General features: G+C 60.2%; 11 protein-coding genes, 5 tRNA genes and 3 riboswitches. Of the genes, 13 read left to right on the top strand and 3 right to left on the bottom strand.

Annotated elements, in window-relative coordinates:
* Positions 1 to 79 precede the first annotated feature (79 nt).
* Positions 80 to 167, top strand: a riboswitch (cyclic di-GMP riboswitch).
* 102 nt (positions 168 to 269) lie between these two features.
* Positions 270 to 2,864 carry a glycosyl hydrolase family 18 protein gene (locus AB5Z02_RS00325; RefSeq protein WP_368214897.1) on the top strand — a complete coding sequence of 865 codons (2,595 nt, stop codon included), beginning with the start codon at positions 270 to 272 and terminating at the stop codon, positions 2,862 to 2,864.
* Positions 2,865 to 2,991: 127 nt separating this feature from the next.
* Here the strand turns inward: AB5Z02_RS00325 and AB5Z02_RS00330 are convergent, their stop codons facing one another.
* On the bottom strand, positions 2,992 to 4,227 hold the full coding sequence (locus AB5Z02_RS00330; protein ID WP_368214900.1) for a diguanylate cyclase: 1,236 nt from the start codon (positions 4,225 to 4,227) through the stop codon (positions 2,992 to 2,994).
* Positions 4,228 to 4,542: 315 nt separating this feature from the next.
* Positions 4,543 to 4,630: riboswitch (cyclic di-GMP riboswitch) on the top strand.
* Between the two features lie 99 nt (positions 4,631 to 4,729).
* Between AB5Z02_RS00330 and AB5Z02_RS00335 the strand changes: the two genes are divergently transcribed.
* The 8 genes from AB5Z02_RS00335 to AB5Z02_RS00370 all read left to right on the top strand — a co-directional run bounded on the left by AB5Z02_RS00335 (position 4,730) and on the right by AB5Z02_RS00370 (position 13,734).
* On the top strand, positions 4,730 to 7,342 hold the full coding sequence (locus AB5Z02_RS00335) for a glycosyl hydrolase family 18 protein (RefSeq protein WP_368214903.1): 2,613 nt from the start codon (positions 4,730 to 4,732) through the stop codon (positions 7,340 to 7,342).
* A gap of 73 nt (positions 7,343 to 7,415) precedes the next feature.
* Positions 7,416 to 10,397, top strand: a complete 2,982-nt coding sequence (locus tag AB5Z02_RS00340) for a M66 family metalloprotease (protein ID WP_368214905.1) — start codon at positions 7,416 to 7,418, stop codon at positions 10,395 to 10,397.
* A gap of 79 nt (positions 10,398 to 10,476) precedes the next feature.
* Positions 10,477 to 12,393 (top strand): glycoside hydrolase family 19 protein, encoded by a 1,917-nt coding sequence (locus tag AB5Z02_RS00345; protein WP_368214907.1) that lies wholly within the window; start codon positions 10,477 to 10,479, stop codon positions 12,391 to 12,393.
* Positions 12,394 to 13,181: 788 nt separating this feature from the next.
* Positions 13,182 to 13,257 (top strand) — tRNA-Ala (locus tag AB5Z02_RS00350).
* Positions 13,258 to 13,285: 28 nt separating this feature from the next.
* Positions 13,286 to 13,361 (top strand) — tRNA-Ala (locus tag AB5Z02_RS00355).
* A gap of 63 nt (positions 13,362 to 13,424) precedes the next feature.
* Positions 13,425 to 13,500 (top strand) — tRNA-Ala (locus AB5Z02_RS00360).
* A gap of 48 nt (positions 13,501 to 13,548) precedes the next feature.
* A tRNA-Ala gene (locus tag AB5Z02_RS00365) sits at positions 13,549 to 13,624 on the top strand.
* A 34-nt stretch (positions 13,625 to 13,658) separates the two neighbouring features.
* Positions 13,659 to 13,734: transfer RNA gene (locus AB5Z02_RS00370), tRNA-Ala, on the top strand.
* Positions 13,735 to 13,905: 171 nt separating this feature from the next.
* Here the strand turns inward: AB5Z02_RS00370 and AB5Z02_RS00375 are convergent.
* The gene (locus AB5Z02_RS00375) at positions 13,906 to 16,089 is read right to left on the bottom strand and encodes an ExeM/NucH family extracellular endonuclease (protein WP_368214910.1); all 2,184 of its coding nucleotides are present in this window, start codon (positions 16,087 to 16,089) and stop codon (positions 13,906 to 13,908) included.
* A 293-nt stretch (positions 16,090 to 16,382) separates the two neighbouring features.
* A riboswitch (cyclic di-GMP riboswitch) is annotated at positions 16,383 to 16,465 on the top strand.
* A gap of 149 nt (positions 16,466 to 16,614) precedes the next feature.
* On the opposite strand from AB5Z02_RS00375, the gene AB5Z02_RS00380 reads away from it, so the two are divergent.
* Together AB5Z02_RS00380 and AB5Z02_RS00385 are read left to right on the top strand one after the other, a co-directional pair.
* Positions 16,615 to 19,611 (top strand): glycosyl hydrolase family 18 protein, encoded by a 2,997-nt coding sequence (locus AB5Z02_RS00380; RefSeq protein ID WP_368215014.1) that lies wholly within the window; start codon positions 16,615 to 16,617, stop codon positions 19,609 to 19,611.
* Positions 19,612 to 19,750: 139 nt separating this feature from the next.
* A complete protein-coding gene (locus AB5Z02_RS00385) occupies positions 19,751 to 20,695 on the top strand; it encodes a chemotaxis protein CheV (RefSeq protein ID WP_005362471.1) in 945 nt (314 codons plus the stop codon).
* Positions 20,696 to 20,876: 181 nt separating this feature from the next.
* Here AB5Z02_RS00385 and AB5Z02_RS00390 read toward each other — a convergent pair whose 3' ends face one another.
* Positions 20,877 to 21,488, bottom strand: coding sequence for an arylesterase (locus AB5Z02_RS00390; protein ID WP_201992031.1), 612 nt, complete (start codon positions 21,486 to 21,488; stop codon positions 20,877 to 20,879).
* A gap of 56 nt (positions 21,489 to 21,544) precedes the next feature.
* On the opposite strand from AB5Z02_RS00390, the gene AB5Z02_RS00395 reads away from it, so the two are divergent.
* A complete protein-coding gene (locus tag AB5Z02_RS00395) occupies positions 21,545 to 22,240 on the top strand; it encodes an ABC transporter ATP-binding protein (RefSeq protein ID WP_139477396.1) in 696 nt (231 codons plus the stop codon).
* Between the two features lie 36 nt (positions 22,241 to 22,276).
* Positions 22,277 to 24,724, top strand: a complete 2,448-nt coding sequence (locus tag AB5Z02_RS00400; protein ID WP_368215015.1) for an ABC transporter permease — start codon at positions 22,277 to 22,279, stop codon at positions 24,722 to 24,724.
* The last annotated feature ends 63 nt before the right edge of the window (positions 24,725 to 24,787 follow it).

Consider the following 24,787-nt stretch of genomic DNA (forward strand, 5'->3'; position numbering starts at 1 on the left):
CTGTCGGTGAACGCCGACAGTGGCAGACCGGATTGGCTCACTCTATAGTCGGGATGCAATTTTTTGCATCGCAAATGAAGTAACCGAAGGGCAAACCGATCGCAAGATCGGGACGCAAAGCTTCCGGTCCAGGGATGAGCCGTACTTGAGATAGCGGGGCCACCACAGGTTGTTGTGCACCTTTGCCAAGAGGCCGCACTGCCGTCTGCGTTACCTGTCAGGGCGTAGCCCTTTTCGTTGCCAACATAACGAAATAGGGAAATATAAAAATGCTAAGTCCAAAGCCTACCATGCTGGCCCTCGCGGTCGGTCTGTGCTGCGCCTCGTCCGCTTATGCTGCGGCGCCCGGCAAGCCCACCATCGGATGGGGCCCCACCAAGTTTTCCATCGTTGAAGTCGATCAGGCGGCCACTGCCTACAACAATCTGGTCAAGGTAAAGGATGCCGCCGATGTGGAGGTGAACTGGAACCTCTGGAGCGGCGATCTGGGGCAGAGTGCCAAGGTGCTGCTCAATGGTCAGGAGGTGTGGTCCGGCCCCTCGGCCGCGGCGGGCAGCGCCAAATTCAAGGTGAAGAAAGGGGGGCGCTACCAGATGCAGGTGGCGCTGTGCAACGCCGATGGCTGTACCCTCTCTGATGCCAAGGAGATCGTGGTTGCCGATACCGACGGCAGCCATCTGGCGCCACTCAAGGCGCCGCTGCAGGAGAACAACAAGCCCTACGCCAACAAGTCCGGCAAGGTGGTGGGGACTTACTATGTGGAGTGGGGGGTCTATGGTCGCAAGTTTACGGTGGACAAGATCCCGGCCCAGAACCTGACCCATATCCTCTATGGCTTCACCCCCATCTGCGGCGGGGATGGCCTCAATGACAGCCTCAAGGAGATCGAAGGGAGCTTCCAGGCGCTGCAGCGGGCGTGTGCCGGCCGGGCCGACTTCAAGGTGGCGATGCACGATCCCTGGGCCGCCATCCAGATGCCGCAAGGCAGCCTCACCGCCCATGACGAGCCCTACAAGGGCAACTTTGGCGCCCTGATGGCGCTCAAGCAGGCCTATCCGAACCTCAAGATCCTCCCCTCGGTCGGCGGCTGGACCCTCTCCGACCCCTTCTATTTCCTCGGTGACAAAACCAAGCGCGATGTGTTTGTCGGCTCGGTGAAAGAGTTCCTGCAGACCTGGAAATTCTTCGATGGCGTGGACATTGACTGGGAGTATCCGGGCGGACAGGGTGCCAACCCGAAGCTGGGTAGCCCTAACGATGGGGCCACCTATGTGACACTGATGAAAGAGCTGCGCGCCATGCTCGACGAGCTGGAGGCCGAGACCGGTCGCCAGTATGAGCTGACGTCGGCTATCGGGGCCGGGGGGGACAAGATCCAGGATGTGGACTACAAGGCGGCCCAGCCCTACATGGACCACATCTTCATGATGACCTACGACTACAACGGTGCCTGGAGCAACACTGAGCTGGGTCACCAGACCAACCTCTATGCGGCAAGCTGGGATCCCGCAACCAAGTACACCACCGACAAGGCGGTGAATCAGCTGCTGGCGCAGGGGGTTGAACCGGGCAAGCTGGTGGTCGGGGCCGCCATGTATGGCCGTGGCTGGACCGGGGTGAGCGGTTATCAGGGCAACAACCCCTTCACCGGCAAGGCGACCGGCAAGGTGAAAGGCACCTGGGAGGACGGGGTGGTGGATTACCGCGACATCGTCAACAACCGGATGGGGGCTGGCTGGGAGAAGGGGTATGACGAAGTGGCCGAGGCGCCCTATCTGTTCAAGGCGGCGACCGGCGATCTCATCACCTATGACAACGAGCGCTCGGTCAAGGCCAAGGGGCAGTATGTGCTGGCCAACAAGCTCGGTGGCCTCTTCTCTTGGGAGATTGATGCCGACAACGGTGACATCCTCAACGCCATGCATGAGGGGTTGGGTCACGGCAGTGGCGTCACGCCACCGGTCAACAAGCCGCCGCTGGCCAACGCGGGCAGTGACCTCAAGGTGACCGGCCCGACCGAGGTGACGCTGGATGGTTCGGCCTCCCACGACCCGGAGAATAGCGCGCTCAGCTACAGCTGGAAGCAGATCTCCGGCCCGCAGGTTGGCTTGCTTGATGCTACTCAGGCCAAGGCACGCGTGGTGCTGGATGCCGTGACTGCCGACATCAATCTGGTGTTCGAGCTGACAGTGAGCGATGACCAGCAGTTGAGTGCCAAGGATCAGGTGGTGGTGACCAACAAGGCGCCGCAGGCCAATCTGGCGCCGGTGGTGAGTCTACCTGCCACGGCCTCTGTGGAGGCGGGCAAGCAGGTGACCATCAAGGCGACCGCCTCCGATCCGAACGGTGATCCGTTGACCTATCAGTGGAGTGTGCCAGCAGGCATCACCGCAACGGGTCAGAACAGCGCCACTCTGGTGGTCACCGGCCCGAGCGTAACCAGCGACACCGGCTATGACCTGAGCGTCACTGTCTCCGACGGCGGGCTGGATGCCAGTGCGGCAACCCGTCTGACGGTCAAACCGGCCAGCAGCGGCGGTGGTTGCACGGCGACCGATCCGGATGCGGCCAACTGGCCAGTCTGGAAAGCGGCCAGCACCTATAACAGCGGCGACAAGGTGAGCCACAACCAGCTGGTGTGGCAGGCCAAGTACTGGACCCAGGGCAACGAACCTAGCCGCACCGCGGATCAGTGGCTGCTGGTGAGCAAGGTGCAACTGGGTTGGGATGCCAATGTGGCCTACAACGGTGGCGAGCTCACCACCCATAACGGCCGTCAGTGGAAGGCGCAGTACTGGACCAAGGGCAATGAGCCCGGCAAACACGACGTCTGGCAGGATGTGGGGGCCGCCAGCTGTAAATAAGCATTGAATGGTGGCGGGGCATGCCAGTCATGCCCCGTTTTTTCTCCCCGCTTCGCCACATTCTGGCGGGTCTGCCAACCGGTTTCCCCCAGCTTCTCTCTTGTGCTTGCAAAGCGGCCCTTCCGGGCTAGTGATTAATGCTCTCCCCGCTTGCTGGCATCTGTGCCGCACGCTGCTCTTTGTGGTGCCACTTGTGTTGATACATGTCGGCATCGGCTCTGGCAAACGCGGCGGCAAAGTCGCCGCGATAGGGGGCCATCCCCATGCTGCACGAGATAGTGGGGGAGGCGCTGGCCAGCATGGTCGTCAGCCTGGCCATCGCCTGTTGCAGTTCGGTCGGTGTCAGAGTGGTGAGCAGCACAAACTCATCCCCGCCGAAGCGGGCGGCAATCACCCCCTGACCAAAATGCTGGCGTATGCCGTCTGCGATAAGGCGCAGGGCCTGATCACCCGCCAAATGGCCACTGCTGTCATTGAGCTGCTTGAGATTATCCATGTCGATCAGCAGCAGGGTGCCTTCCGGCTGTGCTTGCAGAGCGAGTTCGAATTGCTGGCGATTGGCGAGCCCGGTCAGCTGGTCGGTATTGGCCAGCTGATAGATGCGGCGGGACTGCTGATAGATGGTGATGGCGTGGCGAATATCCCGCGCCAAGATCGCCATCAGGTGGCTGTCGTAGCGGGTAAAGGCATTACGTTTGCTGCTGTCCATATTGATCATGCCGTAGAGCTGACCATCGATATGGATCGGGGTCGCCAGCGTGGCCTGGATGGGCAGGTCGGTGCAGTTGACCAGCAGCTCTCTATCCTGTTCGGACAGAGGCATGGTGGCATTTACCTTCGACAGGTCGTTGATCAGCAGTGTTTTGTTGCAGCGCCCCTGAGTCAGCTTGTACTGAAAGGTGTGCTCCAGCGGCAGATTTATCCGCCGCAGTTTCACCAGATCCATGCCGATGGCCGCTTCATACCTCAACATGCCTGTGCCCGGCAGCAGCTTGATCAGGCAGCCCATCTCGGCCCCCGGGATCAACATCACGGCTCGTCTGAGCAGATCCTCCAGAAAGGCCTCTTCGGTCTGGTATTGCGCCGAGTTACGGGCCAGTTCGGCGGTGGTTTCGTTGATCTTGAGCGCCTCACTCAGATGCTGCCACTGGCGGTGCAGATGGTAGCGGTAGTGGCGATAGAGCCAGAAGGTGCAGATAAGGTAGCTCTGGACTAGCAAGGTGCTGGAAAGCGGCGCCCTTTGCCAGCCATTGAGACTGTTGATAAGCCAGATCATCCCGGCCAGTGGCAAGGCATAAATCGTCAAACGAACAAATTTGTCGTATCTGGATAACCGGGTGCGTGAGGGCAATTCGCTGGGCATGAAGACACCTGCTGACCATGCAAAGCGGCGATTATAAATTCATTAGTTGCGATACAGATGGGTCTTTTGTCGCATATTGTTCTTACTCATTGATTTTTCTCAATTTGGTGTGATGCAGATCAAAAAAATGGTGTGAGGTATCTGGTTGGAGGTGATGAGATTATGTCTGCATATCCGGCTGTTTTTTAAACATTAATTTCTTGAAAGTAGGTAATTGTCGGGGTTGGTAACTGGTGGGCTGGCAATGGTCCGATTTGCTTACTTATCAGAATTACCCTACAGTCAATCGGCGATTATTTATCGCCAGAAATAACGTTGTGACAAGGGCAAACCGATTGAAAAGTCGGGACGCAAAGCTTCCGGTCTAAGGGTCAAGACGACCTAGGATAGCGGGGCCACCACAGTAGAATGCAGGCTGCCTTTGCCAAGGGGTGGCCGTTTTTGTGTCACCTGTCGTGTTGCGTTGCCCTTTCGTTTTTCCAATAACGAAAAGGAAAGCAATATGCTAAGTCCAAAACCTGCACTGCTGGCTATGATGGTCGGCACCCTGCTCGCCTCCTCCGCCGCTTATGCGGCAGCTCCCGGCAAACCCGCCATCGGTTGGGGCCCCACCAAGTTTGCCATCGTCGAAGTCAACCAGTCCGCGACCGCTTATAACGAGCTGGTCAAGGTGAAGGATGGCGCCGATGTGACCGTCACCTGGAATCTCTGGAACGGCGATATCGGCCAGAGTGCCAAGGTGCTGCTGGATGGCAAGGAGGTGTGGTCCGGTCCCGCTTCCGCCGCGGGTACCGCCACCTTCAAGGTGCACAAGGGGGGCCGCTATCAGATGCAGGTCGCGCTGTGCAACGGCGATGGCTGTACCCTGTCTGATGCCAAGGAGATCGTGGTCGCCGATACCGACGGCAGCCACCTCGCGCCGCTCAAGCCAGCCCTGCAGGAGAATAACAAACCCTATGTCAACAAATCCGGCAAGGTGGTTGGCACCTACTATGTGGAGTGGGGGGTCTATGATCGCAACTTCACCGTGGACAAGCTGCCGGCCCAGAACCTGACCTATATCCTCTATGGCTTCACCCCGATCTGTGGCGGTGATGGCCTCAATGACAGCCTCAAAGAGATTGCCGGCAGCTTCCAGGCGCTGCAACGAGCCTGCGCCGGGCGCAAGGATTTCCAGGTCGCCATTCACGATCCCTGGGCCGCGCTGCAAAAAGGGCAGGGGTCACTGGTTGCCTGGGATGAGCCCTACAAGGGCAACTTCGGCAATCTGATGGCTCTCAAGCAGGCTTATCCGGACCTGAAGATCCTCCCCTCCGTCGGTGGCTGGACCCTCTCCGACCCCTTCTTCTTCATGCATGACAAGGCCAAGCGTGACGTGTTCGTCGCCTCGGTCAAAGAGTTCCTGCAGACCTGGAAGTTCTTCGACGGTGTCGATATAGACTATGAGTTCCCGGGCGGCGACGGCGCCAACCCCAATCTGGGGGACAAGACCAAAGATGGGGAAACCTATGTGCTGATCATGAAGGATCTGCGCGCCATGCTCGACGAGCTGGAGGCCGAGACCGGTCGCACCTATCAGCTCACTTCCGCCATCGGTGCTGGTTACGACAAGATTGAGGATGTGGATTACAAGGCTGCCCAGCAGTACATGGACCACCTCTTCGTGATGAGTTACGACTACAACGGTGCCTGGAGCAATACCTCCCTGGGTCATCAGGCCAACCTCTATCAGGCTACCAACGGCTCGGCCAACAAGCGCTACAACACTGATGCAGCGGTGCAGCAACTGCTGGCGCAGGGGGTTGACTCCGAGAAGCTGGTGATCGGTGCCGCCGCCTACGGTCGCGGCTGGAAAGGGGTGAGCGGTTATCAGGGCAATGACCCCTTCACCGGCACCGCCACCGGCAAGATCAAGGGCACCTGGGAAGATGGCGTGCTGGATTATCGCCACATCGTCAACAGCCATATGGGCGCAGGCTGGGAGTACAACTACGACGAGACTGCCGAAGCGGCCACCCTGTTCAAGCCCTCCACCGGCGAGCTGATCACCTATGACGACGAGCGCTCGGTCAAGGCGAAAGGCCAATACGTGCTGGCCAACAAGCTGGGCGGGCTCTTCTCCTGGGAGATCGATGCCGACAACGGCGACATCCTCAACGCCATGCATGAAGGTCTCGGTCACGGTGAAGGGGTTACCCCGCCAGCCAACAAGCCGCCAGTGGCCAACGCGGGCAGCGATCTGAGTGTCACCGGCCCGACCGAGGTGACGCTGAACGGCTCTGCGTCACACGATCCGGAAAATGGCGCTCTCACCTATAGCTGGAGGCAAGTCTCCGGCCCGCAGGCCGCTCTGCTTGATGCCACTCAGGCCAAGGCCCGGGTTGTACTCGATGCCGTGTCCGCCGACATCAATCTGGTATTCGAGCTGACGGTGACCGATGACCATCAACTGACCGCCAGGGATCAGGTGGTGGTGACCAACAAGGCGCCGCAGCCCAACCTGCCTCCGGTGGTGACTTTGCCTGCCAGCGTCAAGGTGGAAGAGGGCAAGCAGGTGAGCATCACCGCCAAGGCATCCGACCCCAATGGCGACGAGCTGATCTACCAGTGGCAAGTGCCTGCCGGTATCACGGCGACCGGCCAGAACAGCGCCACCCTGGTGGTCACCGGCCCGGCGGTGGATGTCGAAACCGGTTATGACCTCTCTGTGACCGTCTCCGATGGCGCACTCGATGCCAACGCGGCCACCCGTCTCACCGTCACGCCAATCAACGAAGGTGGTGAGGGTGGCTCTTGCAACACCACAGATCCGGAAGCAGCCAACGTTCCCGCATGGCAGGCCAGCAAGGTCTATAACGGCGGTGACAAGGTGAGCCACAACCAGCTGGTATGGCAGGCCAAGTACTGGACTCAGGGTAATGAGCCGAGTCGCGCCGCCGATCAGTGGGCGCTGGTGAGTCAGGTTGATCTGGGTTGGAACGCAGCCGTTGCCTACAACGGCGGGGATCTCACCAACCACAACGGCCGTCAGTGGAAGGCCAAGTGGTGGACTCAAGGCAATGAGCCGGGCAAGCACGATGTCTGGCTGGATATCGGGGCAGCAAGCTGTAACTGAGGCCTCCTCACCGATGACGGGGCATGGCGACATGCCCCTCATTCCCGGTAGCAATATGAACGAGAACCCGACAATGACCACAAATGTGACCCGAATCGCTGCCCTCATCATGGCAACCCTGGCGGCTGGCCCCCTGTCTGCCGCCACCTCGCCCCTGATATTCAATGAGACGACACCGCAAAGCGATCTGGCGGGCAGCCTGGCTGCCAGCGTGCAGTTTGCCCAGAGCCAGATCCTGCCGTCCCATCCCAAAGAGGGGGATCGCCAACCCATCCTGACCAGCCTGCGCAAGAGCCTGCTGCTGGTTAAACCGCTCCAGGCCGACGGGGTGACCCCCATGACGGTGGAGGCCCGTGACGGCAGCGGCGAGCTGCTGGGCACCTTGACCTTGTCGCCGCCATCGGCGCTGCCAGAGACTGTCTACCACCTCGCGGGGGCTCCAGAAGGGGGAGTGAGCTTCGTCCCTGAGAGCGGCACCACTGCCATCATCAGCAGCAGTGCTGATTTGGCCAAACTGAACGACAAGAGCGGCGCCTTCCTCAAGGAGCGGCTCACTGGTCGCGCGCTGGTGGAGATCCAGACCGCCGACGGCCGCTGGGTTCGGGATATCTACCTGCCCGTGAGCCCGGAGCTGGAGGGGAAGATGGTGCGGATCCGCTCCAGCGCCGGTTATAACTCGACGGCCTTCTATGGCGAGCGACAGGTGACCGTCTCCCGTGGCCAGACCCTGCAGTTCAAGTTTGCCAATGGGCAGTGGTTCCGCGAGGGGGAGCTGGAGAACAACCGCATCACCTATGCAGCGGATACCTGGAGCGGCGAGCTGCCTGCCGAGTGGATCCAGCCCGGACTGAACCTCTCCGTTCGGCAGGGCAATCTCAGTGGTGAACTGCGTGACATCAAGGTCGGCGCCCCCGGCGAGCTGCTGCTGCACACCATCGACATCGGCATGCTCACCACGCCGCGGGATCGCTTTGCCTTTGCCAATGACAAGGAGGCCCATCGCGAATACTTCCAGACCATTCCGGCCAGCCGGTTGATTGTCAGTCAGTATGCACCGCTCTCCCTGCCTGAGGTGATGCTGCCCAACGGCACATTGCTGACTGATTTTGACCCGAGCGAGGGGGGGTGGCATGGCGGCACCATGCGCCAGCGCATCGGCAAGGAGCTTATCTCCCACGGTATCGACAATGCCAATTACGGCATCAACAGTAGTGCCGGTGAAGGGGAGGGAAGCCATCCCTTTGTGGTGGCCCAGCTGACGGCGCACAACAGTCGCGGCAAGTATGCCAATGGAGTTCAGGTGCACGGTGGTTCCGGTGGCGGTGGCATCGTCACGCTGGATGATTCGCTGGGCAACGAGTTCAGCCACGAGGTGGGCCACAACTTCGGCCTTGGCCACTATGTGGATGGTTTCCGCGGCTCGGTTCACCGCAGTGCCGATCAGCTCAACTCCAGCTGGGGCTGGGACAGTGACAAACACCGTTTCATCCCCAACTTCTCGCCGACCCGCACCAATGAGGATGCCTGTCTGGATGGCCAGTGCCAGCCACCGTTCGATGGCCGTAAGTTTGGCCACGATGCGATGGCGGGCGGCCGCCCTCTCTCCGGCGCCAACCGTTTCACCCTCTATACCCCCAATTCGGCCGCCATCATCCAGCGTTTTCTGGAGAGCAAGGCGGTGTTCGATGCCAACTCGGCCACCGGCTTTAGCAAGTGGAACAGTGCGACGGCCAGGATGGAGTCCTATCAGCACACAATCGAGGGGATCGAGAAGGTCGATGCCCCCATGGATGCCCTGAGCGAGGCAGGACTGAGTGCCCTGCTGGCGGATTACGACTTGGTCAGGGTCGCCATGTGGGATGGTCGCTGGACCCGTGATATCCGGGTACCGATTGCCTCTGCGGACAACCGTGGGCGCAGTCTGACCATCGATCACGGGGCCGGTTACAACAGTCGCCTCTTTATCAACGGCAAGGAAATTGTGGTGAACCGGGGCTTCAAGAAGAGCTTCACCTCGGATGGCCAGAGCTGGGTGGAGGTCTCCCCCATCGATACCAAGGTTGCGCGCAAGCCCGAGCAGTTCGGCGTGCCGGTGACCACTTTGGTGGGCTATTACGATCCGCAAGGAGCCCTGCGCAGCTACATCTATCCGGCACTGCACGGCGCCTATGGCTTCACCTACCCGGATGACAGCAGCACCCTGTCCGGCAATGACTGCCAGTTGCAGGTGGAGACCCGCGATGGTCTGCAGCGCTTCAGGCTGGCCAATCACAGAGCGGCCAGTAGCGTCATGAACAAGTTCCACATCAACCTGCCTACCGCCAGCGAGCCCGGCCGCGCCACCATCCAGTGCCGTGGCCAGACACTGGTACAGCAGAGCTTGCTGCCACCGCAGCAGGCGCTCTCCTTTACCGTCAACGGGCGGCCGCTGGAGCAGGGCGTGGTTGAGAACCAGTCTCCGGTGGTGACCGTGCCGGCGCAGCTTGGCGGCATCGGCGGTGAGTGGCTGACCATCACTGCCGAGGCGAGCGATCCCGAGGGGGATGCGCTCAGCTACCGTTGGCACTTCCCCGCGGGCTGGCAGGCGGAGGGCGAGACCAGTGCCAACCTGCGTCTGTTACTGCCGGTTGTCACCACCAGCGAGCAGCATGAGCTGAGTGTGAGCGTCTCGGACGGGGTACATCAGAGCGAAGGGCGCGTCGTGCTGACGCTGGCCCCCGTGGTCGACGGCTCTTGCAACACCACAGATCCGGAAGCGGCCAACGTTCCCGCATGGCAGGCCAGCAAGGTCTATAACGGCGGTGACAAGGTGAGCCATAACCAGCTGGTATGGCGTGCCAAGTACTGGACTCAGGGTAATGAGCCGAGCCGCGCCGCCGATCAGTGGGCGCTGATGAGTCAGGTTGATCTGGGCTGGAACGCAGCCGTTGCCTACAACGGCGGGGATCTCACCAACCACAACGGCCGTCAGTGGAAGGCCAAGTGGTGGACTCAAGGCAATGAGCCTGGCAAGCACGGCGTCTGGCTGGATGTCGGGGCGGCAAGCTGCCCCTAGGTTGAGTCCATGATGAAGATGGCGGAGCCTGTTCAGGCGGGCTCTGCCTTTTGCCACAAAACCATAGAGAGCAAGAATAATGAAAAAAAACCGCATCACCCTTCTGCTTGCCGGCATGATGCTGAGCGGCCACCTGTGGGCGGCCGAGGCATATGACATCAACAAATCCTATTCGGGCGGCAGCCAGGTCAATTACAACGGCCTGGTTTTTGAGGCCAAGTGGTGGGTCAACCCGGGTCAGACTCCCGGCATGGCGGCCGCCAATGAGTGGGATACCCCGTGGAAGCTTGTCGGCGAAGGGGAAGTGACCCCGCCGGATACCGGCGGCGATGACAAGCCCAATCCGCCGACACCTACCCCGCCGGATGGCAGCACCACCCCCGTCTATATGAGCCAGGCCGAGCTGGATGCCAAAGAGAAGGCGCTGACCGACTTCCCGGCGATGGAAGCGGTCAAGGCCTCCATCGCTACCCGGGACAATCTGGTGGTCGAGGCGGTGCAGCCGGGCCGTGCCGACAACCCGGGCAACGTCAAGCGGATCGAAAGCCTGTTGAGCGAGGGTCAGTTCAACTACCTCTTCCCGCTGCGCGCCCCCGAGTACACCTATCGCGGCCTGCTGCAAGCGGCGGCCAAGTTCCCGGCTCTGTGCAGCGACTACAGCGATGGCCGCGATGCCGATGCCATCTGCCGCAAGACGTTGGCAACCATGTTCGCCCACTTCGCCCAGGAGACCGGTGGCCATGAAAACTGGCGCCCGGAGGCCGAGTGGCGTCAGGCGCTGGTCTACGTGCGCGAGATGGGATGGAATGAGACCATGCGCGGCGGTTACAACGCCGAGTGCCGCCCCGATGTGTGGCAGGGTCAGCAGTGGCCGTGCGGTACGTTCGACAATGGCGAGTTCAAGAGCTACTTTGGCCGCGGCGCCAAGCAACTCTCCTACAACTACAACTACGGCCCCTTCTCCGAGGCGATGTTCGGCACGGTGCGCACCCTGCTCGACCGCCCCGATCTGGTGGCCGACACCTGGCTGAACCTCGCCAGTGCGGTGTTCTTCTATACCTATCCGCAGCCGCCCAAGCCCTCTATGCTCCACGTCATCGATGGCACCTGGCAGCCAAACGAGCACGACAAACAGAACGGTCTGGTGCCTGGCTTCGGGGTCACCACCCAGATCATCAACGGTGGGGTGGAGTGCGGCGGCCCGATCGAGCACGCCCAGTCCCAGAACCGCATCAACTACTACCGCGAGTTTGCCAACTACCTCGGGGTGGCGGTGCCATCCGACGAAGTGCTGGGTTGCAAGAACATGAAGGTGTTTGACGACAATGGCGCCGGTGCCTTGCCCATCTATTGGGAGCAGGACTGGAGCTATGTGGCAGAGAACCCCAACGGCGGCAAGAGTTACGCGTGCAAGCTGGTGGGTTACCAGACCCGTTTCAGTGCCTTCAAGGCAGGGGATTACAGCCGCTGTGTTCAGCACTTCTATCCGGAGGTGGTGATCGAAGATAACGGCGGTGGCACCAACCTGCCACCAGTGGCCAATATCACTGGCCCGGCTCAGGCCGAAGGTGGCAGCAAGGTGACTCTCTCCGGCCAGCACTCCAGCGATCCGGAAGGCAAGCCGCTCTCCTATGCCTGGACTATCCCGGCTGGAGCTTCTGCCCCTGCGCTGGATCAGGTCACTCTGGAGTTGACTCTGCCCAAGCCGGCCAGCGATACCAAGCTGGAGATCAAACTGACGGTGACCGATGAAGGGAGCTTGAGCCGTAGCGCCACCCATAGCCTGCTGGTGAAAGGGGAGGAGGGGGGCGTAACGCCGCCTGACTATCCGGCCTATAAAGAGGGGACTCCCTACAAGGCGGGCGAGCGGGTCAGCAATGGCGGTGCCAGCTACGAGTGCAAACCGCACCCCTACACCGGCTGGTGTGCAGGTGCCGCCTGGGCTTATGAGCCGGGCAAGGGTACGGCCTGGGCCGATGCCTGGATCAAGCTCTGAGCCGTTCTAGGGTTACAAGGCTTGCCGATTAGCCGGAGCACTATCTGGTGCAATGACAATCCGGAGCAATAAAAGATGGGGCCTGCGGGCCCCATTCTTGTTTGGTGGAGTTCAGGTTTGGCCGTGGAACATCTGGCCCGGACAGGACAGCGCCTCGAAAGGGCTGTGTGATGATGTGTGCTGTTGTTTTATTACATTTTCCGTGAAAGGCTTTCAGTAATTATTTGCCGTAGCGGAAGTAGTATTCACGGGTGGAGGGGGCATAGGCATCTTTCTCTACAACGCCGTTCTTGGTGGTTGCACCGCGCAGGTGGAACAGGACTGCCAGATTCTCAAACATGGTTTACCTCATCGCTCTGTCATTTATGGTTATGGTGTGTGACCTGGGTCACGGTTTGATCCTATGGTCATTTGTGAGCTAGATCAACTTTCAGTGTTGTAAATTTACAAAAATCATGGAAAGGGTTTTCAAATGCAATGCCCTTTATGGAAAGGCTTTCCCGAGGTGACGGGGGAGAAGCTGATGATCAGCTAGCAAAAGGGGCCTGAGAGCGGGGGCGTTGCACGGGGAAAGAGGCTTGCTGCACGGCCTCTCCTTTATAGGTGCTTGAGCCGATTTGTGACATAAAACAGAGAGATAGCACGCGTCTTGCTGGTAAAAACAGCGAACTGCTGCAATTTTGACTAAACGAATCAGTCGCGGTTATTTTAGGGTTGACAGCAAAGCGGGTGATGCCTATCATGCGCCTCCGTTGCCGGAGATAACTTCGTCAGCGCCGAGGTGAGTTGGGGTTATAGCTCAGCTGGGAGAGCGCTTGCATGGCATGCAAGAGGTCCGCGGTTCGATCCCGCGTAGCTCCACCAAATTATCCTCGAACAATCTGGAATCAAAGGGGTTATAGCTCAGCTGGGAGAGCGCTTGCATGGCATGCAAGAGGTCCGCGGTTCGATCCCGCGTAGCTCCACCAGATTCTTGATTGACATGAAGTACCCAGGGCAGTGTGGTGTGTATCACCCAAGCCGACCTTTGTGGGGTTATAGCTCAGCTGGGAGAGCGCTTGCATGGCATGCAAGAGGTCCGCGGTTCGATCCCGCGTAGCTCCACCATTATTTAGGATGAATGGCCGCCAGAACCATTCATTAAGTACCGAATTTGGGGTTATAGCTCAGCTGGGAGAGCGCTTGCATGGCATGCAAGAGGTCCGCGGTTCGATCCCGCGTAGCTCCACCAAATTCAGAGTGACTGCAGGTCATTCACAAAAATCGGGGTTATAGCTCAGCTGGGAGAGCGCTTGCATGGCATGCAAGAGGTCCGCGGTTCGATCCCGCGTAGCTCCACCAAATTCTTGTTACAAGAAGCAAAAAGGCCACCGCATCGCGGTGGCCTTTTTATTTTCTCCATCATTTATTTTCTCCATACGTCCGCGCCTTTCATTTGTAAATCCAATGACCTGAATGAAAAAGCCCGCGAGAGTCGCGGGCTTTGCTTGCACTATTCAGATACGCCAGTGGTTAACGGCGACGTCGCCAAGCCAGCGGCAACAGGGCCAGTAGGCCGAGTCCCAGAGCACCACCGCCTGAGGAGGTGTCCGGTTTGGTGGCATCGCTCTCCAGTCTCAGGTCGACGATGATGGGGTCATGGTCGGAGGCACTGAAGGGGTTGTCAGACTTGAGCAGGGTGCCGGTGTACTGGCTGCCGTACTCGAACAGGGAGCTCTCGAAGGAGTTGATGTGCCAGTCGGCGACACCAGCCACCTTGCTGGCCAGCGCCGAGTTGGCGAGGGCATAGTCCAGGGTGCCCAGCTCCCCGTCGTAGCTGTAGGAGATGGCTTTCTCCTTGTTGAATTTGACGTTGAGATCGATCAGGCCGTAGCTGCGAGTCACTTCGCGACCGAGCTGTTCATAGGACTGCTCACCGATAAAGGTGTGAGAGGCCGATACGATCTTCCGCTCGCTGGTGGCCGGGTTGTAGTCGGTCAGCACCCGGATCGGATCTTCCTTGGCGTAGGAGTTGAAGTCGCCAACCAGCAGCACCTGGCCCGGCAGTTTGCTGACCGCTTCACCCAGCACCTTGGCCGCGCTCACGCGGAACTCGGTACACTTGCCCTGCAGGTCGGCCGGTTCTGTCTTGCCATCGCCATTTTCGTAGCAGCCTGACCCCTTGGATTTGAGGTGGTTGACCACCAGCGTCAGCGGCTCCTTGCTCTTGGCGAGGGTGAAGGTCTGAACCAGAGAATCGCGCTGACCAGCTGTCTTGGCTACACCACCAGTGGTGTAGCGCTGCTCCGGCAGCTTGATGACGCTGGCATCTCCGCTGGGGGTGAGCAGGGCAGGGCGGTAGATCATCGCCACCATGATGGCGTCGCCGCCGAAGAACTTGCCATCGGTAAGGGCAGTGACCGGCAGACGCACATAGGCGTAGTGTTTGCTCGCATCCTTCTGCTGTTCGTTGAGGCGGGTCACCAGATTGTGGAGGGCCGAGTTATCCTCGAAGCCGTTGTTCTCCATCTCCATCAGGCCGAGCAGATCGGCATCCATTGCGGTAATGGCATTGACGATCTTGGTGCGCTGCTTCTCGAACTCAGGCTGGCTTTTGGCACCCCGGTTGCAACCTTTGGCGTTGTCGGCATCCGCCTGATCCTTGCACAGGATATTGAGTGCGCCGCCGATGCTGGAGTGGCTGGTGAAGTAGTTGAGCACGTTGAAGCTGCCGATCCGCAGATCGCTGCCAGCGAGGCGAGCTGGCGCGTCTTGACGATCCTCTTCAGGGCTGCGCAGCAGAGCACCGGCAGTCAGGGTGACATCGCTCGGTACCACCAGACGGAACGCATCCTTGTTGTATACGATCACCCCCTCCAGCCCGGTCAGTTGATCACCGATGCGCAGATATCCCTGATCGGCATCCCAGCTCGGGAACCAGGGCAGTACGCCATCCGGTGCTTTGTAATCAGACTCGACTACCAGACGGTTACTGCCATTTTTGGTGGCCAGTGCGACAGCGTCCGCACTGTTGGCAACATGAAGTTGGGTCGGTTTGATCAGCGGGGTTTTGTGGGCCAACTCTACGTTGTTGCGATAGACCTTATAGTCGAAGCCGTAGTTGCGGGTCAGGTGCAGGTCACTGCGGCTGTCGAGCCGTACCCGCATCCCTTCGTGGCGATTGAGCGCTTGCGCCAGCGTCTCCCCTTCATTGACCTGCAGTACGCTGGTCGGCACATTCAGCCCTTGTGCGGTGACTTGCAGGCGGGCTTTGCTGGATTCGAAGGTGGGTTTGAGCTGGGTGCCGCCGTAATACTCCTCGACCTTGGCTTCAAGGCAGAGTTCAGCCCCCGGTTTGATGTCTTTATATTTGGTCGCGAAGTCCTTGTCGTTCAGATAGACAAAGATGCCATCAGAGGTGGCCGGATCGCCATCACCCACCGGGTCGGTCAGATAGAACCCCTTGGTCAGGCTTTGGCCCAGCGTCGTCACGATACCGCGAACGTTGAAGGTGCCCGTGCTGATTTTACCGGTCACATTGCCGTTCTTGTCGGTCACGGTCTGGGTGGCCAGCGCGCTGGCGGAGCCTGTACCCTGAATGGTCGGGATGGGGGTGAGTTGAGCCGGATCGGACGGGCAGACAAATGCCGCATGGGCGCCTGAGGATGCAAGTGCCAGCCCCACGGCCAGCGACAGCAGGGTACGAGTACCTTTCATAGGTGTTCCTTTTTTATTTTTGCCAGTGATTCCATAGCCTTGGCTCGTTGACCAAGGGCGCGCATTGTCACATTTCTGGCATGTCATACCAGTGAGCCAACGCACATTAAATGAATCTGGGAAGGTGCGGGAAAGCGTTTTTATGATCCCAGTAACGATATGATTTTTTTGATAATTCAATCAATTTTAACCCTGTGATCATGACGCTTTCGTGGCAGGGGATAATTCTCTTTGAGAATAAAGATTGAGGGGATCTTGTCGCCTTCCTATACTGGGTTCGTTCCTCACGGAACCCAGGTAAAGGGCAAACCGGCAGTGATGTCGGGGCGCAATGCTTCCGGTCTCGATCGTGGATCCAGATAGCGGGGTTTCCCTGGGTGAGGGGTGGTTTTTGTGGCAGGTCCATTGCCAGTTGTCTGCGCCCATCATGCAGGTTGCGATTGTTCTTTGCCTTGGTGACCAATGCCAAGACAAAACAAGGAAGATAACAATATGCAACAGCTCTTCAGACCCAGCAGGCTTGCCATGCTGGTCGCCCTTGCGGCTGCGCCCGCGTGGGCTCAGGCCGCTTATCCCGCCTATAAATCCGGTACTGCCTACAAGGCTGGCGATATCGTCAGCAACGTCGGTGCCCTCTATGAATGCAAAGAATTTCCCTATTCAGGCTGGTGCGGGGCATCCCCCTATCACTATGAGCCGGGTGTCGGGGTGGTCTGGGCAGATGCCTGGAAGCCCTATGGTGGCGAGGTGCCTCCTCCTGCGATCGGCGTAGCCATCAGCTCACCGGCTGCCGGTGCCAGCTTCAACGAAGGTACCAGTGTGGCGCTGGCGGTGACCTTGAGCGGCCCGGTAACGGCGTTGGCCCGGGTGGAATATCTTGTCGACGGCAAGCTGGTCGCCACGGCGAGCGCCTCGCCCTGGAGTGCCAGCTGGAGCGCCGCCGGAGTGGGGGCCCATACCCTCAAGGCTCGCGCGCTGGATAAAGATGGCAAAGTGCTGAGCGAAGCGGATTCGAGCTTCAACGTCGCCGCCGTGGTGGCGCCAGAGGCCCCCAAGGCGAGCATCAGCAGCCCGGCCAATGGCGCCAAGGTGACGCTGGGTCGCAGTGTGGCGGTGAGCGGTAACGTCACCGATGCCAACAACGATGTGGCCAAAGTCGAGCTCTATGTCGACGGCAAGAAGGTGGGCGAAGATACCACTGCCCCCTGGCAGGTGAACTGGACGCCGGATGCCAAAGGCAGTGCCGCCCTCAAGCTGGTGGCCACTGACAAGAGCAATCTGAGCGGCGAGTCGGCGGCAGTGACCGTCAATGTCGAGGAGGCCGCGCTGCCGCCCACCGGTGGCAACCTCTCTTGTGACATTCGCCAGGTCTATCGCCCGGATGGCTACGAGTGCATGGGGGATGACCATGCCCGCCGGGTCATCGGCTACTTCACCTCCTGGCGCACCGGCAAGAACGGCCTGCCCGCCTATCTGGTGAGCGATATTCCATGGAACAAGATCACCCACATCAACTATGCCTTCGCGGCGGTGGATGAGCAGAGCCACACCATCAAGGTGGACGATGCAGCCACCAAGATGACCTGGGATGGCGTGCCGGGTGCCGAGATGGATCCTGAATTCGCCTACAAGGGCCACTTCAACCTGCTGTCGAAGTACAAGAAGCAGTATCCGGACGTGAAGACCCTCATCTCGGTCGGCGGCTGGGCCGATACCCGCGGCTTCTACACTGCCACTACCAAGGGTGACTGCTCGGTCAATACTGCCGGTATCAACACCCTGGCTGACTCGGCGGTGAGCTTTATCCGCCAGTACGGTTTTGACGGGGTCGATATCGACTACGAATACCCCACTTCGATGAAGGATGCGGGCAATCCCAACGACTTCCCGCTCTCCAACCAGTGCCGGGCCAAGCTGTTTGCCAATTACGAGGTGCTGATGAAGACCTTGCGGGCGCGGCTCGACAACGCCGGTAACGAAGATGGCCGCAAGTATATGCTGACCATCGCCTCACCGGCCTCGGCCTATCTGCTGCGCGGGATGGAGAACTTCCAGGTCACCCAGTATCTCGACTACGTCAACCTGATGACCTACGACTTCCACGGCGCCTGGAACCACTTTGTCGGTCACAATGCGGCCCTGTTCGACAACAATGCCGACCCCGAGCTCTCCCACTGGGGCGTCTATACCCAGACCCAGTTTGGCGGTATCGGTTACCTCAACGCCGCCTGGTCTGCCCACTACTTCCGCGGTGCGCTGGCGGCTGGCAAGATCAACGTTGGCGTGCCCTATTACACCCGCGGTTGGCAGGGGGTGAGCGGTGGCAGTCATGGGCTGGGTGGCAAGGCAGCCCTGCCGAGCCAGAACGAGTGCCAGCCGGGCACAGGTGGCAGCACCATTCCGTGCGGCAACGGGGCGGTCGGCATCGACAACATCTGGCATGATCTCGACAAGAACGGCAAAGAGATCGGCGGTGGCGCCGTGCCCATGTGGCATGCCAAAAACCTGGAGCACGCGGCCAGCCTCGGCATCACCACATTGCCAAGTTATGGCACTGCCTGGGGTCTGGATCCCAACAATCCGGCCGACGTGATGCAGGGCAAGTATGTGCGTTACTACGATGACAAGGCCCACGCGCCCTGGTTGTGGAATGAAGAGAAGAAGGTGTTCCTCTCAACCGAAGATGAAGAGTCCATGGGCCACAAGCTCGACTACATCATCAAGCGAGGTCTGGGTGGCGTGATGTTCTGGGAGATGGCGGGTGATTACGCCTTCGATCCGGCCAAGAACGAGTACGGCATGGGCAGTACCCTGACCACCCTGGCTTATGAGAAGTTTGCCAAGGCAACTCCGTACAACACCAAGCAAAACGATCTGGCCGCGCCGAGCGCCCAGCTCGACATCCAGGTCAGCCTCTCCGGCTTCAAGGAAGGGGACTCCAACTACCCGATCAACCCGAAACTCAAGCTGGTCAACAAGTCGACCCAGACCATTCCGGGCGGCGCTCGCATCGAGTTTCTGGTGCCCACCTCCACCTCTGACACCATCACGGATCAGAGTGGCATGGGCCTGAAAGTGGTGGAGAGCGGTGGCAACGATAACTCGGAAGGCATTGCGGGCGAGAAGGACTTCCACAAGGTCGCCATGAACCTGCCGGGCTGGCAGACTCTGGCGCCGGGGGCCGAGATTGAAGTCGCCATGACCTACTACCTGCCCGCCGCTGGCGTGCCGAGCGGTATGCGCATCATCAGTGGCAGCCAGACCATTGGTCTCAAGGTCGAGTTCCCGACCCTGCCGGAGGCCGTGCTGGGTTCGGGTGGCGGCGAGAATCCGGGCACCAGCTGCAGCAGCCAGAACGTCAATCCGGCGGCCTACAAGGCCTATCCGAGCTGGCCACAGGGGGATCATGCCAATGGCGGCGATCGCATCACCCATAACAAGGTAGTGTGGCAGGCGAACTGGTGGACCAGCAGCGAGCCCAAGGCAACCGATGGCAGCTGGAAGTCTGTCTGTAGCTATTGACTTTAAAATCAATGAGATAAGTGAGGCTTCGGCCTCACTTTTTTTGTCTGGTTGGTCGCTCTGGTTGAAAATGCGCCTGCCTTTCCTGGCGGGCAGCCTCTATAATAGAGTCGATTAATAATCAGATGGATATCAGCGTATGGCGAGTATATTGGATTCCGTTGATCAACGAACTCAACTGGTGGGGGAAAACCGCCTCGAGTTGTTGATGTTTCGTCTCGGCACCCGTCAGATGTTCGCCATCAACGTCTTCAAGGTACGGGAAGTGGTCAAGTTGCCCCATCTGAGCAAGATGCCGGGCTCCCATCACAATATCAGCGGGGTGGCCAATATCCGCGGCACCTCGATCCCGGTGATCAACCTGCGCAGCGCCATCGGCATGCGCCCCATGCCCATCGACAGTGAATCCAACCTCATCATCACCGAGTACAACCGTACCATTCAGGGCTTTCTGGTGGGGCAGGTGGCCAACATCGTCAACATGACCTGGAAGGATATACTGCCGCCGCCGCGCTCCGCCGGGCGCGCCAACTACCTCACTGCCATCACCCGCATTCCCGAAGATGGAGTGGAGCAGATCGTCGAGATCATCGATGTGGAGAAGGTGCTGGCGGAGATCATCACCTATGACATCCGCATCTCTGAAGAGGTGCTGGATCGGGAGATCCTGCCCGAGATGCATGGCCGCAAAGTGCTGATCGTCGATGACTCCAGCACCGCCCGCAATCTGGTGCGCGAGACCCTGGGCCAGCTTGGGCTTGAGGTGATCGAGTGTCAGGATGGTTTGCAGGCGCTGACCCTGCTCAAGGGGTGGTGCGATGCTGGCAAGAAGGTGACCGACGAGATCCTGCTGATGATCACCGATGCCGAAATGCCGGAGATGGATGGCTACCGCCTGACCCACGAGGTGCGCAGCGATCCGCGCATGTCTGACCTCTTTATCACCCTCAACACCTCCCTGAGCGGCAACTTCAACGAAGCCATGGTCAAGAAGGTGGGGTGCGACCGCTTTATCTCCAAATTCCAGCCTGACTTGCTGGTCGGCGTGGCCCAGGAGCGGCTGCGTCAGGTGCTGGAAAGCTGAGAAACTGCCTGCCGGTTATGCTAAATCAATAACAACACATCCCGCTTCGGCGGGATGTGTTGTTATTGGGTATTGGCGATGGATTGGGTGAATCAAGGTGCCACGCAGAGATCGTCGACCGCTCAAAACATCCGATTTGGCGGGATGCTTGGTTATGGGATATTGGCGATAGACGGCGGGCTTATTGGCTGAGCAGCGGCTCCATAAAGCGGGCGACTTTATCGCGGATTTGTGGCTGGGCCGCCGGGGTGGGATGAATACCATCGTTCATCATAAGTTCAGGGCGCAGCGCAATATCATCCATAAAGAAGGGGAGCAGCGGCAGATCGTTAGCCTGGGCCAACTCGGGAAAGATCTGTTCGAACTGGCGCAGATAGCGGGCACCGTAGTTGCGGGGCAGCTGGATTTGGGTCAACACCACACGGGTCTGCTGCTCCTTGGCGAGCGCGATCATGCTGGCCAGATTTTGGCGGGTAATGGTCGGTGCGAAGCCACGCAGGCCATCGTTGCCCCCTAGTTCGATCAGCAGCCAGTCCGGCTTGTGCTCCTTCAGCAGAGCGGGCAGACGGGCCAGCGCCCCCTGGGTCGTTTCACCGCTGATGCTGGCATTGAGCAGGGTGTGTTTGCCCCCCTCCTCCTGCCATTTCTGGTTGAGCAGGGCGGGCCAGCTCTGCTCAACCTGCATTTGATAGCCGGCGCTCAGGCTGTCTCCCAGCACCAACAGGGTCTGGGCCTGAGTCGACGAGAGCAGGCTGCCGAGGCCAACGAACAAGACAAACAGAATACGCACCATCAATTCAACTCCCGCTATGGATTGTCATCAAGGGATTGGAACAAAGGATACAGAGCATGAGTTCAACCCCCATTATTGTCGTCAAGGGCCTCGGCAAATCGGTTCGCCTCGGCCAGGAAAGCCTCACCATCCTTGAAGGGATCGATCTGCAAGTCAATAGTGGCGAGACGGTGGCCCTGGTCGGCGCCTCCGGCTCCGGCAAGTCCACCCTGCTGGGACTGCTGGCCGGGCTCGATCTGCCGAGTCAGGGGGATATTGAAATCCTCGGCAAATCCTTGGGCGAGCTGGATGAAGAGGGGAGGGCCAGATTGCGCGCCGAGCAGATCGGCTTTGTGTTCCAGTCGTTCCTGCTGCTCCCGACCATGACGGCGCTGGAGAATGTGATGCTGCCCGCCGAGCTGCGCGGCGAGCGTGATTGCGAACCAAGAGCTCGCGAGCTGTTGGCCGCGGTCGGGCTTGGCGAGCGGTTGCACCATCTGCCGCCACGGCTCTCCGGCGGTGAGCAGCAGCGGGTGGCCATCGCTCGCGCCTTTATGACCCGCCCCAGTCTGCTGCTGGCGGACGAGCCGACCGGCAACCTCGACAGCAAGACCGGCGAGAAGGTGATAGAGCTGCTGTTTGAACTCAATCGCAAGCACGGCACCACGCTAGTGGTGGTAACCCATGACCATCAGCTGGCCGAACGCTGCCAGCGGCAACTGGTCATGACGGCGGGTCGGCTGGATCGCGAGGTGACCCATGGTGTGGTGTAACGGGGTGAGCTGCGGGTCATGTGGGAGATGCAAGGGATGATGCAGTGGCGATTGGGATGGCGACTGCTTCGCCGGGAAGGTTTCAGCGGCGAACTGCGCTGGTTTGTGCTGGCACTGGCCCTGAGCGTGGCGTGCATCTTGAGTGTGGCGCTGGTAGCTGATCGGCTCGATGCCGGACTCAAGGCATCGGGCCGCGACTTTATCGGGGCGGATCGGGTGTTGCGTACTGCCGCTGCTCTGCCGGATGGTTGGCTGGAACGAGCGAAACTGGATGGCTTGGCGGTGCAGACCACCGTCAGCTTCAACAGCATGCTGTTTCACGGTGATGCCTTGCAGCTCGCCTCCATTCGGGCGGTGCCCGATGGTTTTCCCTTCTACGGCAAGCTCACTCTGGAACCTGCCCGTGCCCCGGCTCCCGGCGAGATCTGGCTCTCCGCCCGGGTGATGCAGCTGCTCAAGGCCAAAACGGGGGATGAGCTGGAGGTGGGCAATACGGTGCTCAAGGTGGCAGGCCTGCTTGGCGAGGAGCCGGATCAGGGCTTCAGCCCCTTCCTGCTGGCGCCGCGTGCGCTGATCCACAGTGCCGATATCGAGGCGACCGGCGCTCTGCTCCCGGGCAGCCGCCAGCAGTGGCGCTATCTGTTCAAGGGGCCGCGAGAGTCGCTGGCCCGTTACGAGCAATGGCTGCTGCCGCAGTTGCAGGCCGGACAGAAGTGGATCAAACCGGATGACAGCGAATCCCAAGTGGGCCGCTCGCTGGCCAATGCCGAGCGTTTCTTCCGGCTCGCCTCGCTAAGCGGGGTGTTGCTGGGGGCGTTGGCGATGGGGATTGCGGTGCGCCACTTTGCCGAGCGCCAGACCAATATGGTGGCGTTGCTCAAAACCCTGGGGGCATCCCGTCGCTCGCTCTGGCAACTGATGGGAACCCTGCTGCTGTCGTTGACGCTTATCGGCGCGTTGCTGGGTCTGGTGGCGGGCACAGCCATGCAGTGGATCACCTTGCAGCTGCTGGGGGATCTGCTGCCGCCGGATCTGCCGCCCCCCTCCTGGCGACCCTTTGCGCTAGGCGTGGCGGTGGCGCTCTTTATCACCCTGCTGCTCGCTTTTGTGCCCTTCTTGCGGCTGCTGAAAGTGCCGCCGCTGCGGGTATTGCGCCGGGAGCTGGAGGCGGGGATTCCCCCCTGGATGGCCCTGCCGGTCGGCCTGCTCGGGCTGTTTGCGCTGGTCTGGGGCTTTACCGCCGATGTGCGGCTGGCGCTGGGTCTGGTCGGTGGCATGGGCTTGCTGATGGGGCTGTTGGCCCTGCTGGCTGCGTTGATGTTGCGGCTGGGAGCGAGAGTGAGCGGGCCTCATGCCTTGCGGCTGGCGCTGGCCCACCTGTCGCGCGAGCGCAGCAGCGGCCTGTTTCAGCTGGCGGGCTTTGCGCTGGCATTGATGCTGTTTGGTCTGTTATGGGCGGCCCGGGTCGATCTGCTGGATGAGTTTTCGGCCCGTCTCCCGGTTGATGCGCCCAACCGTTTTCTGGTCAATGTGGCGGAGAACGAGCGGGAGGGGATCCTGAGCGAACTGGCGGCAGCCGGGGCCAACACTTCCGACTTCTACCCCATGGTGCGCGGCAGGCTGACCCATATCGCCGGTGAGGCGGTGGGCGAGGGGGCCAGCAGTGGCCGCGAGGGGGTCGATCGGGAGCTCAACTTCACTACCACAACAACCCTGCCAATCGACAACAAGCTGGTGGCCGGTAAATGGCTCGCTGGCCCCGGCGAGGTGTCGGTGGATAGTGAGCTGGCCAAGCGGCTCGATATCAAGCTGGGGGACATGCTCGCCTTTACCATCGAGGGGCGCAGCTTCGGCGCCAGGGTCACCAGTCTGCGCAGCATCAAGTGGGACAATATGCGGCCCAACTTCTACATGATCTTCTCCGAGGATCTGCTGGCACCCTTCTCCCGTACCTGGCTTGGTAGTTACCGATTGCCCGAGGCGGGGCGCTCTGCCGAGGTGGAGTTGATCCGCCGTCACCCCACGGTGAGCCTTATCGATGTGGATGACCTGATTGCGCGGCTCACTCAGGTCTCGGAGCAGGTGAGTAGGGCGCTGGCGCTGATGCTGGGGCTGGTGACAGTGGCGGCACTGCTGGTGCTGCTGACCCAGACTCAGGCCAGCATGGCTCAGCGTCGGCGCGAGCTGCTGCTGATGCGCACTCTGGGTGCCAGCAGCGATCTGCTCAGGAAGATGCTGCGCTGGGAGCTGGTGGCCAGTGGTGCGCTGGCGGGGCTCTGTGCCGCCATGGTGGTGGAGCTCTGCTCCTTTGGCCTGCAGTGGTGGTGGTTCGAGGGGCAGTGGCAGTTCCACTGGGCTATCTGGCTCGGCCTGCCGACGCTGGGGGCACTGCTGGTGACGCTGGCGGGGCAGGGGATGCAGCGTCAGCTGCTGGCTGGCACCCTGAGCGATCGGCTGCGGGGGCTGGGTCAGGGACTGTTGTAATCCTGCCAGCGCGAGCCGATGCACACAAGGTGCAATAGCGCAGCCACAATAAACAAGCAGCCC

Origin of the sequence: Aeromonas sp. R2-3 (assembly GCF_040908375.1) — a bacterium.
GTDB classification, from domain to species: Bacteria; Pseudomonadota; Gammaproteobacteria; order Enterobacterales; family Aeromonadaceae; genus Aeromonas; species Aeromonas veronii.

What these genes read in the sequence shown, in the direction of transcription:
- AB5Z02_RS00325 (WP_368214897.1), top strand. Translation starts at nt 270, where the DNA reads ATGCTAAGTCCAAAGCCTACCATGCTGGCCCTCGCGGTCGGTCTGTGC.
- AB5Z02_RS00330 (WP_368214900.1), bottom strand. Translation starts at nt 4,227, where the DNA reads ATGCCCAGCGAATTGCCCTCACGCACCCGGTTATCCAGATACGACAAA.
- AB5Z02_RS00335 (WP_368214903.1), top strand. Translation starts at nt 4,730, where the DNA reads ATGCTAAGTCCAAAACCTGCACTGCTGGCTATGATGGTCGGCACCCTG.
- AB5Z02_RS00340 (WP_368214905.1), top strand. Translation starts at nt 7,416, where the DNA reads ATGACCACAAATGTGACCCGAATCGCTGCCCTCATCATGGCAACCCTG.
- AB5Z02_RS00345 (WP_368214907.1), top strand. Translation starts at nt 10,477, where the DNA reads ATGAAAAAAAACCGCATCACCCTTCTGCTTGCCGGCATGATGCTGAGC.
- AB5Z02_RS00375 (WP_368214910.1), bottom strand. Translation starts at nt 16,089, where the DNA reads ATGAAAGGTACTCGTACCCTGCTGTCGCTGGCCGTGGGGCTGGCACTT.
- AB5Z02_RS00380 (WP_368215014.1), top strand. Translation starts at nt 16,615, where the DNA reads ATGCTGGTCGCCCTTGCGGCTGCGCCCGCGTGGGCTCAGGCCGCTTAT.
- AB5Z02_RS00385 (WP_005362471.1), top strand. Translation starts at nt 19,751, where the DNA reads ATGGCGAGTATATTGGATTCCGTTGATCAACGAACTCAACTGGTGGGG.
- AB5Z02_RS00390 (WP_201992031.1), bottom strand. Translation starts at nt 21,488, where the DNA reads ATGGTGCGTATTCTGTTTGTCTTGTTCGTTGGCCTCGGCAGCCTGCTC.
- AB5Z02_RS00395 (WP_139477396.1), top strand. Translation starts at nt 21,545, where the DNA reads ATGAGTTCAACCCCCATTATTGTCGTCAAGGGCCTCGGCAAATCGGTT.
- AB5Z02_RS00400 (WP_368215015.1), top strand. Translation starts at nt 22,277, where the DNA reads ATGATGCAGTGGCGATTGGGATGGCGACTGCTTCGCCGGGAAGGTTTC.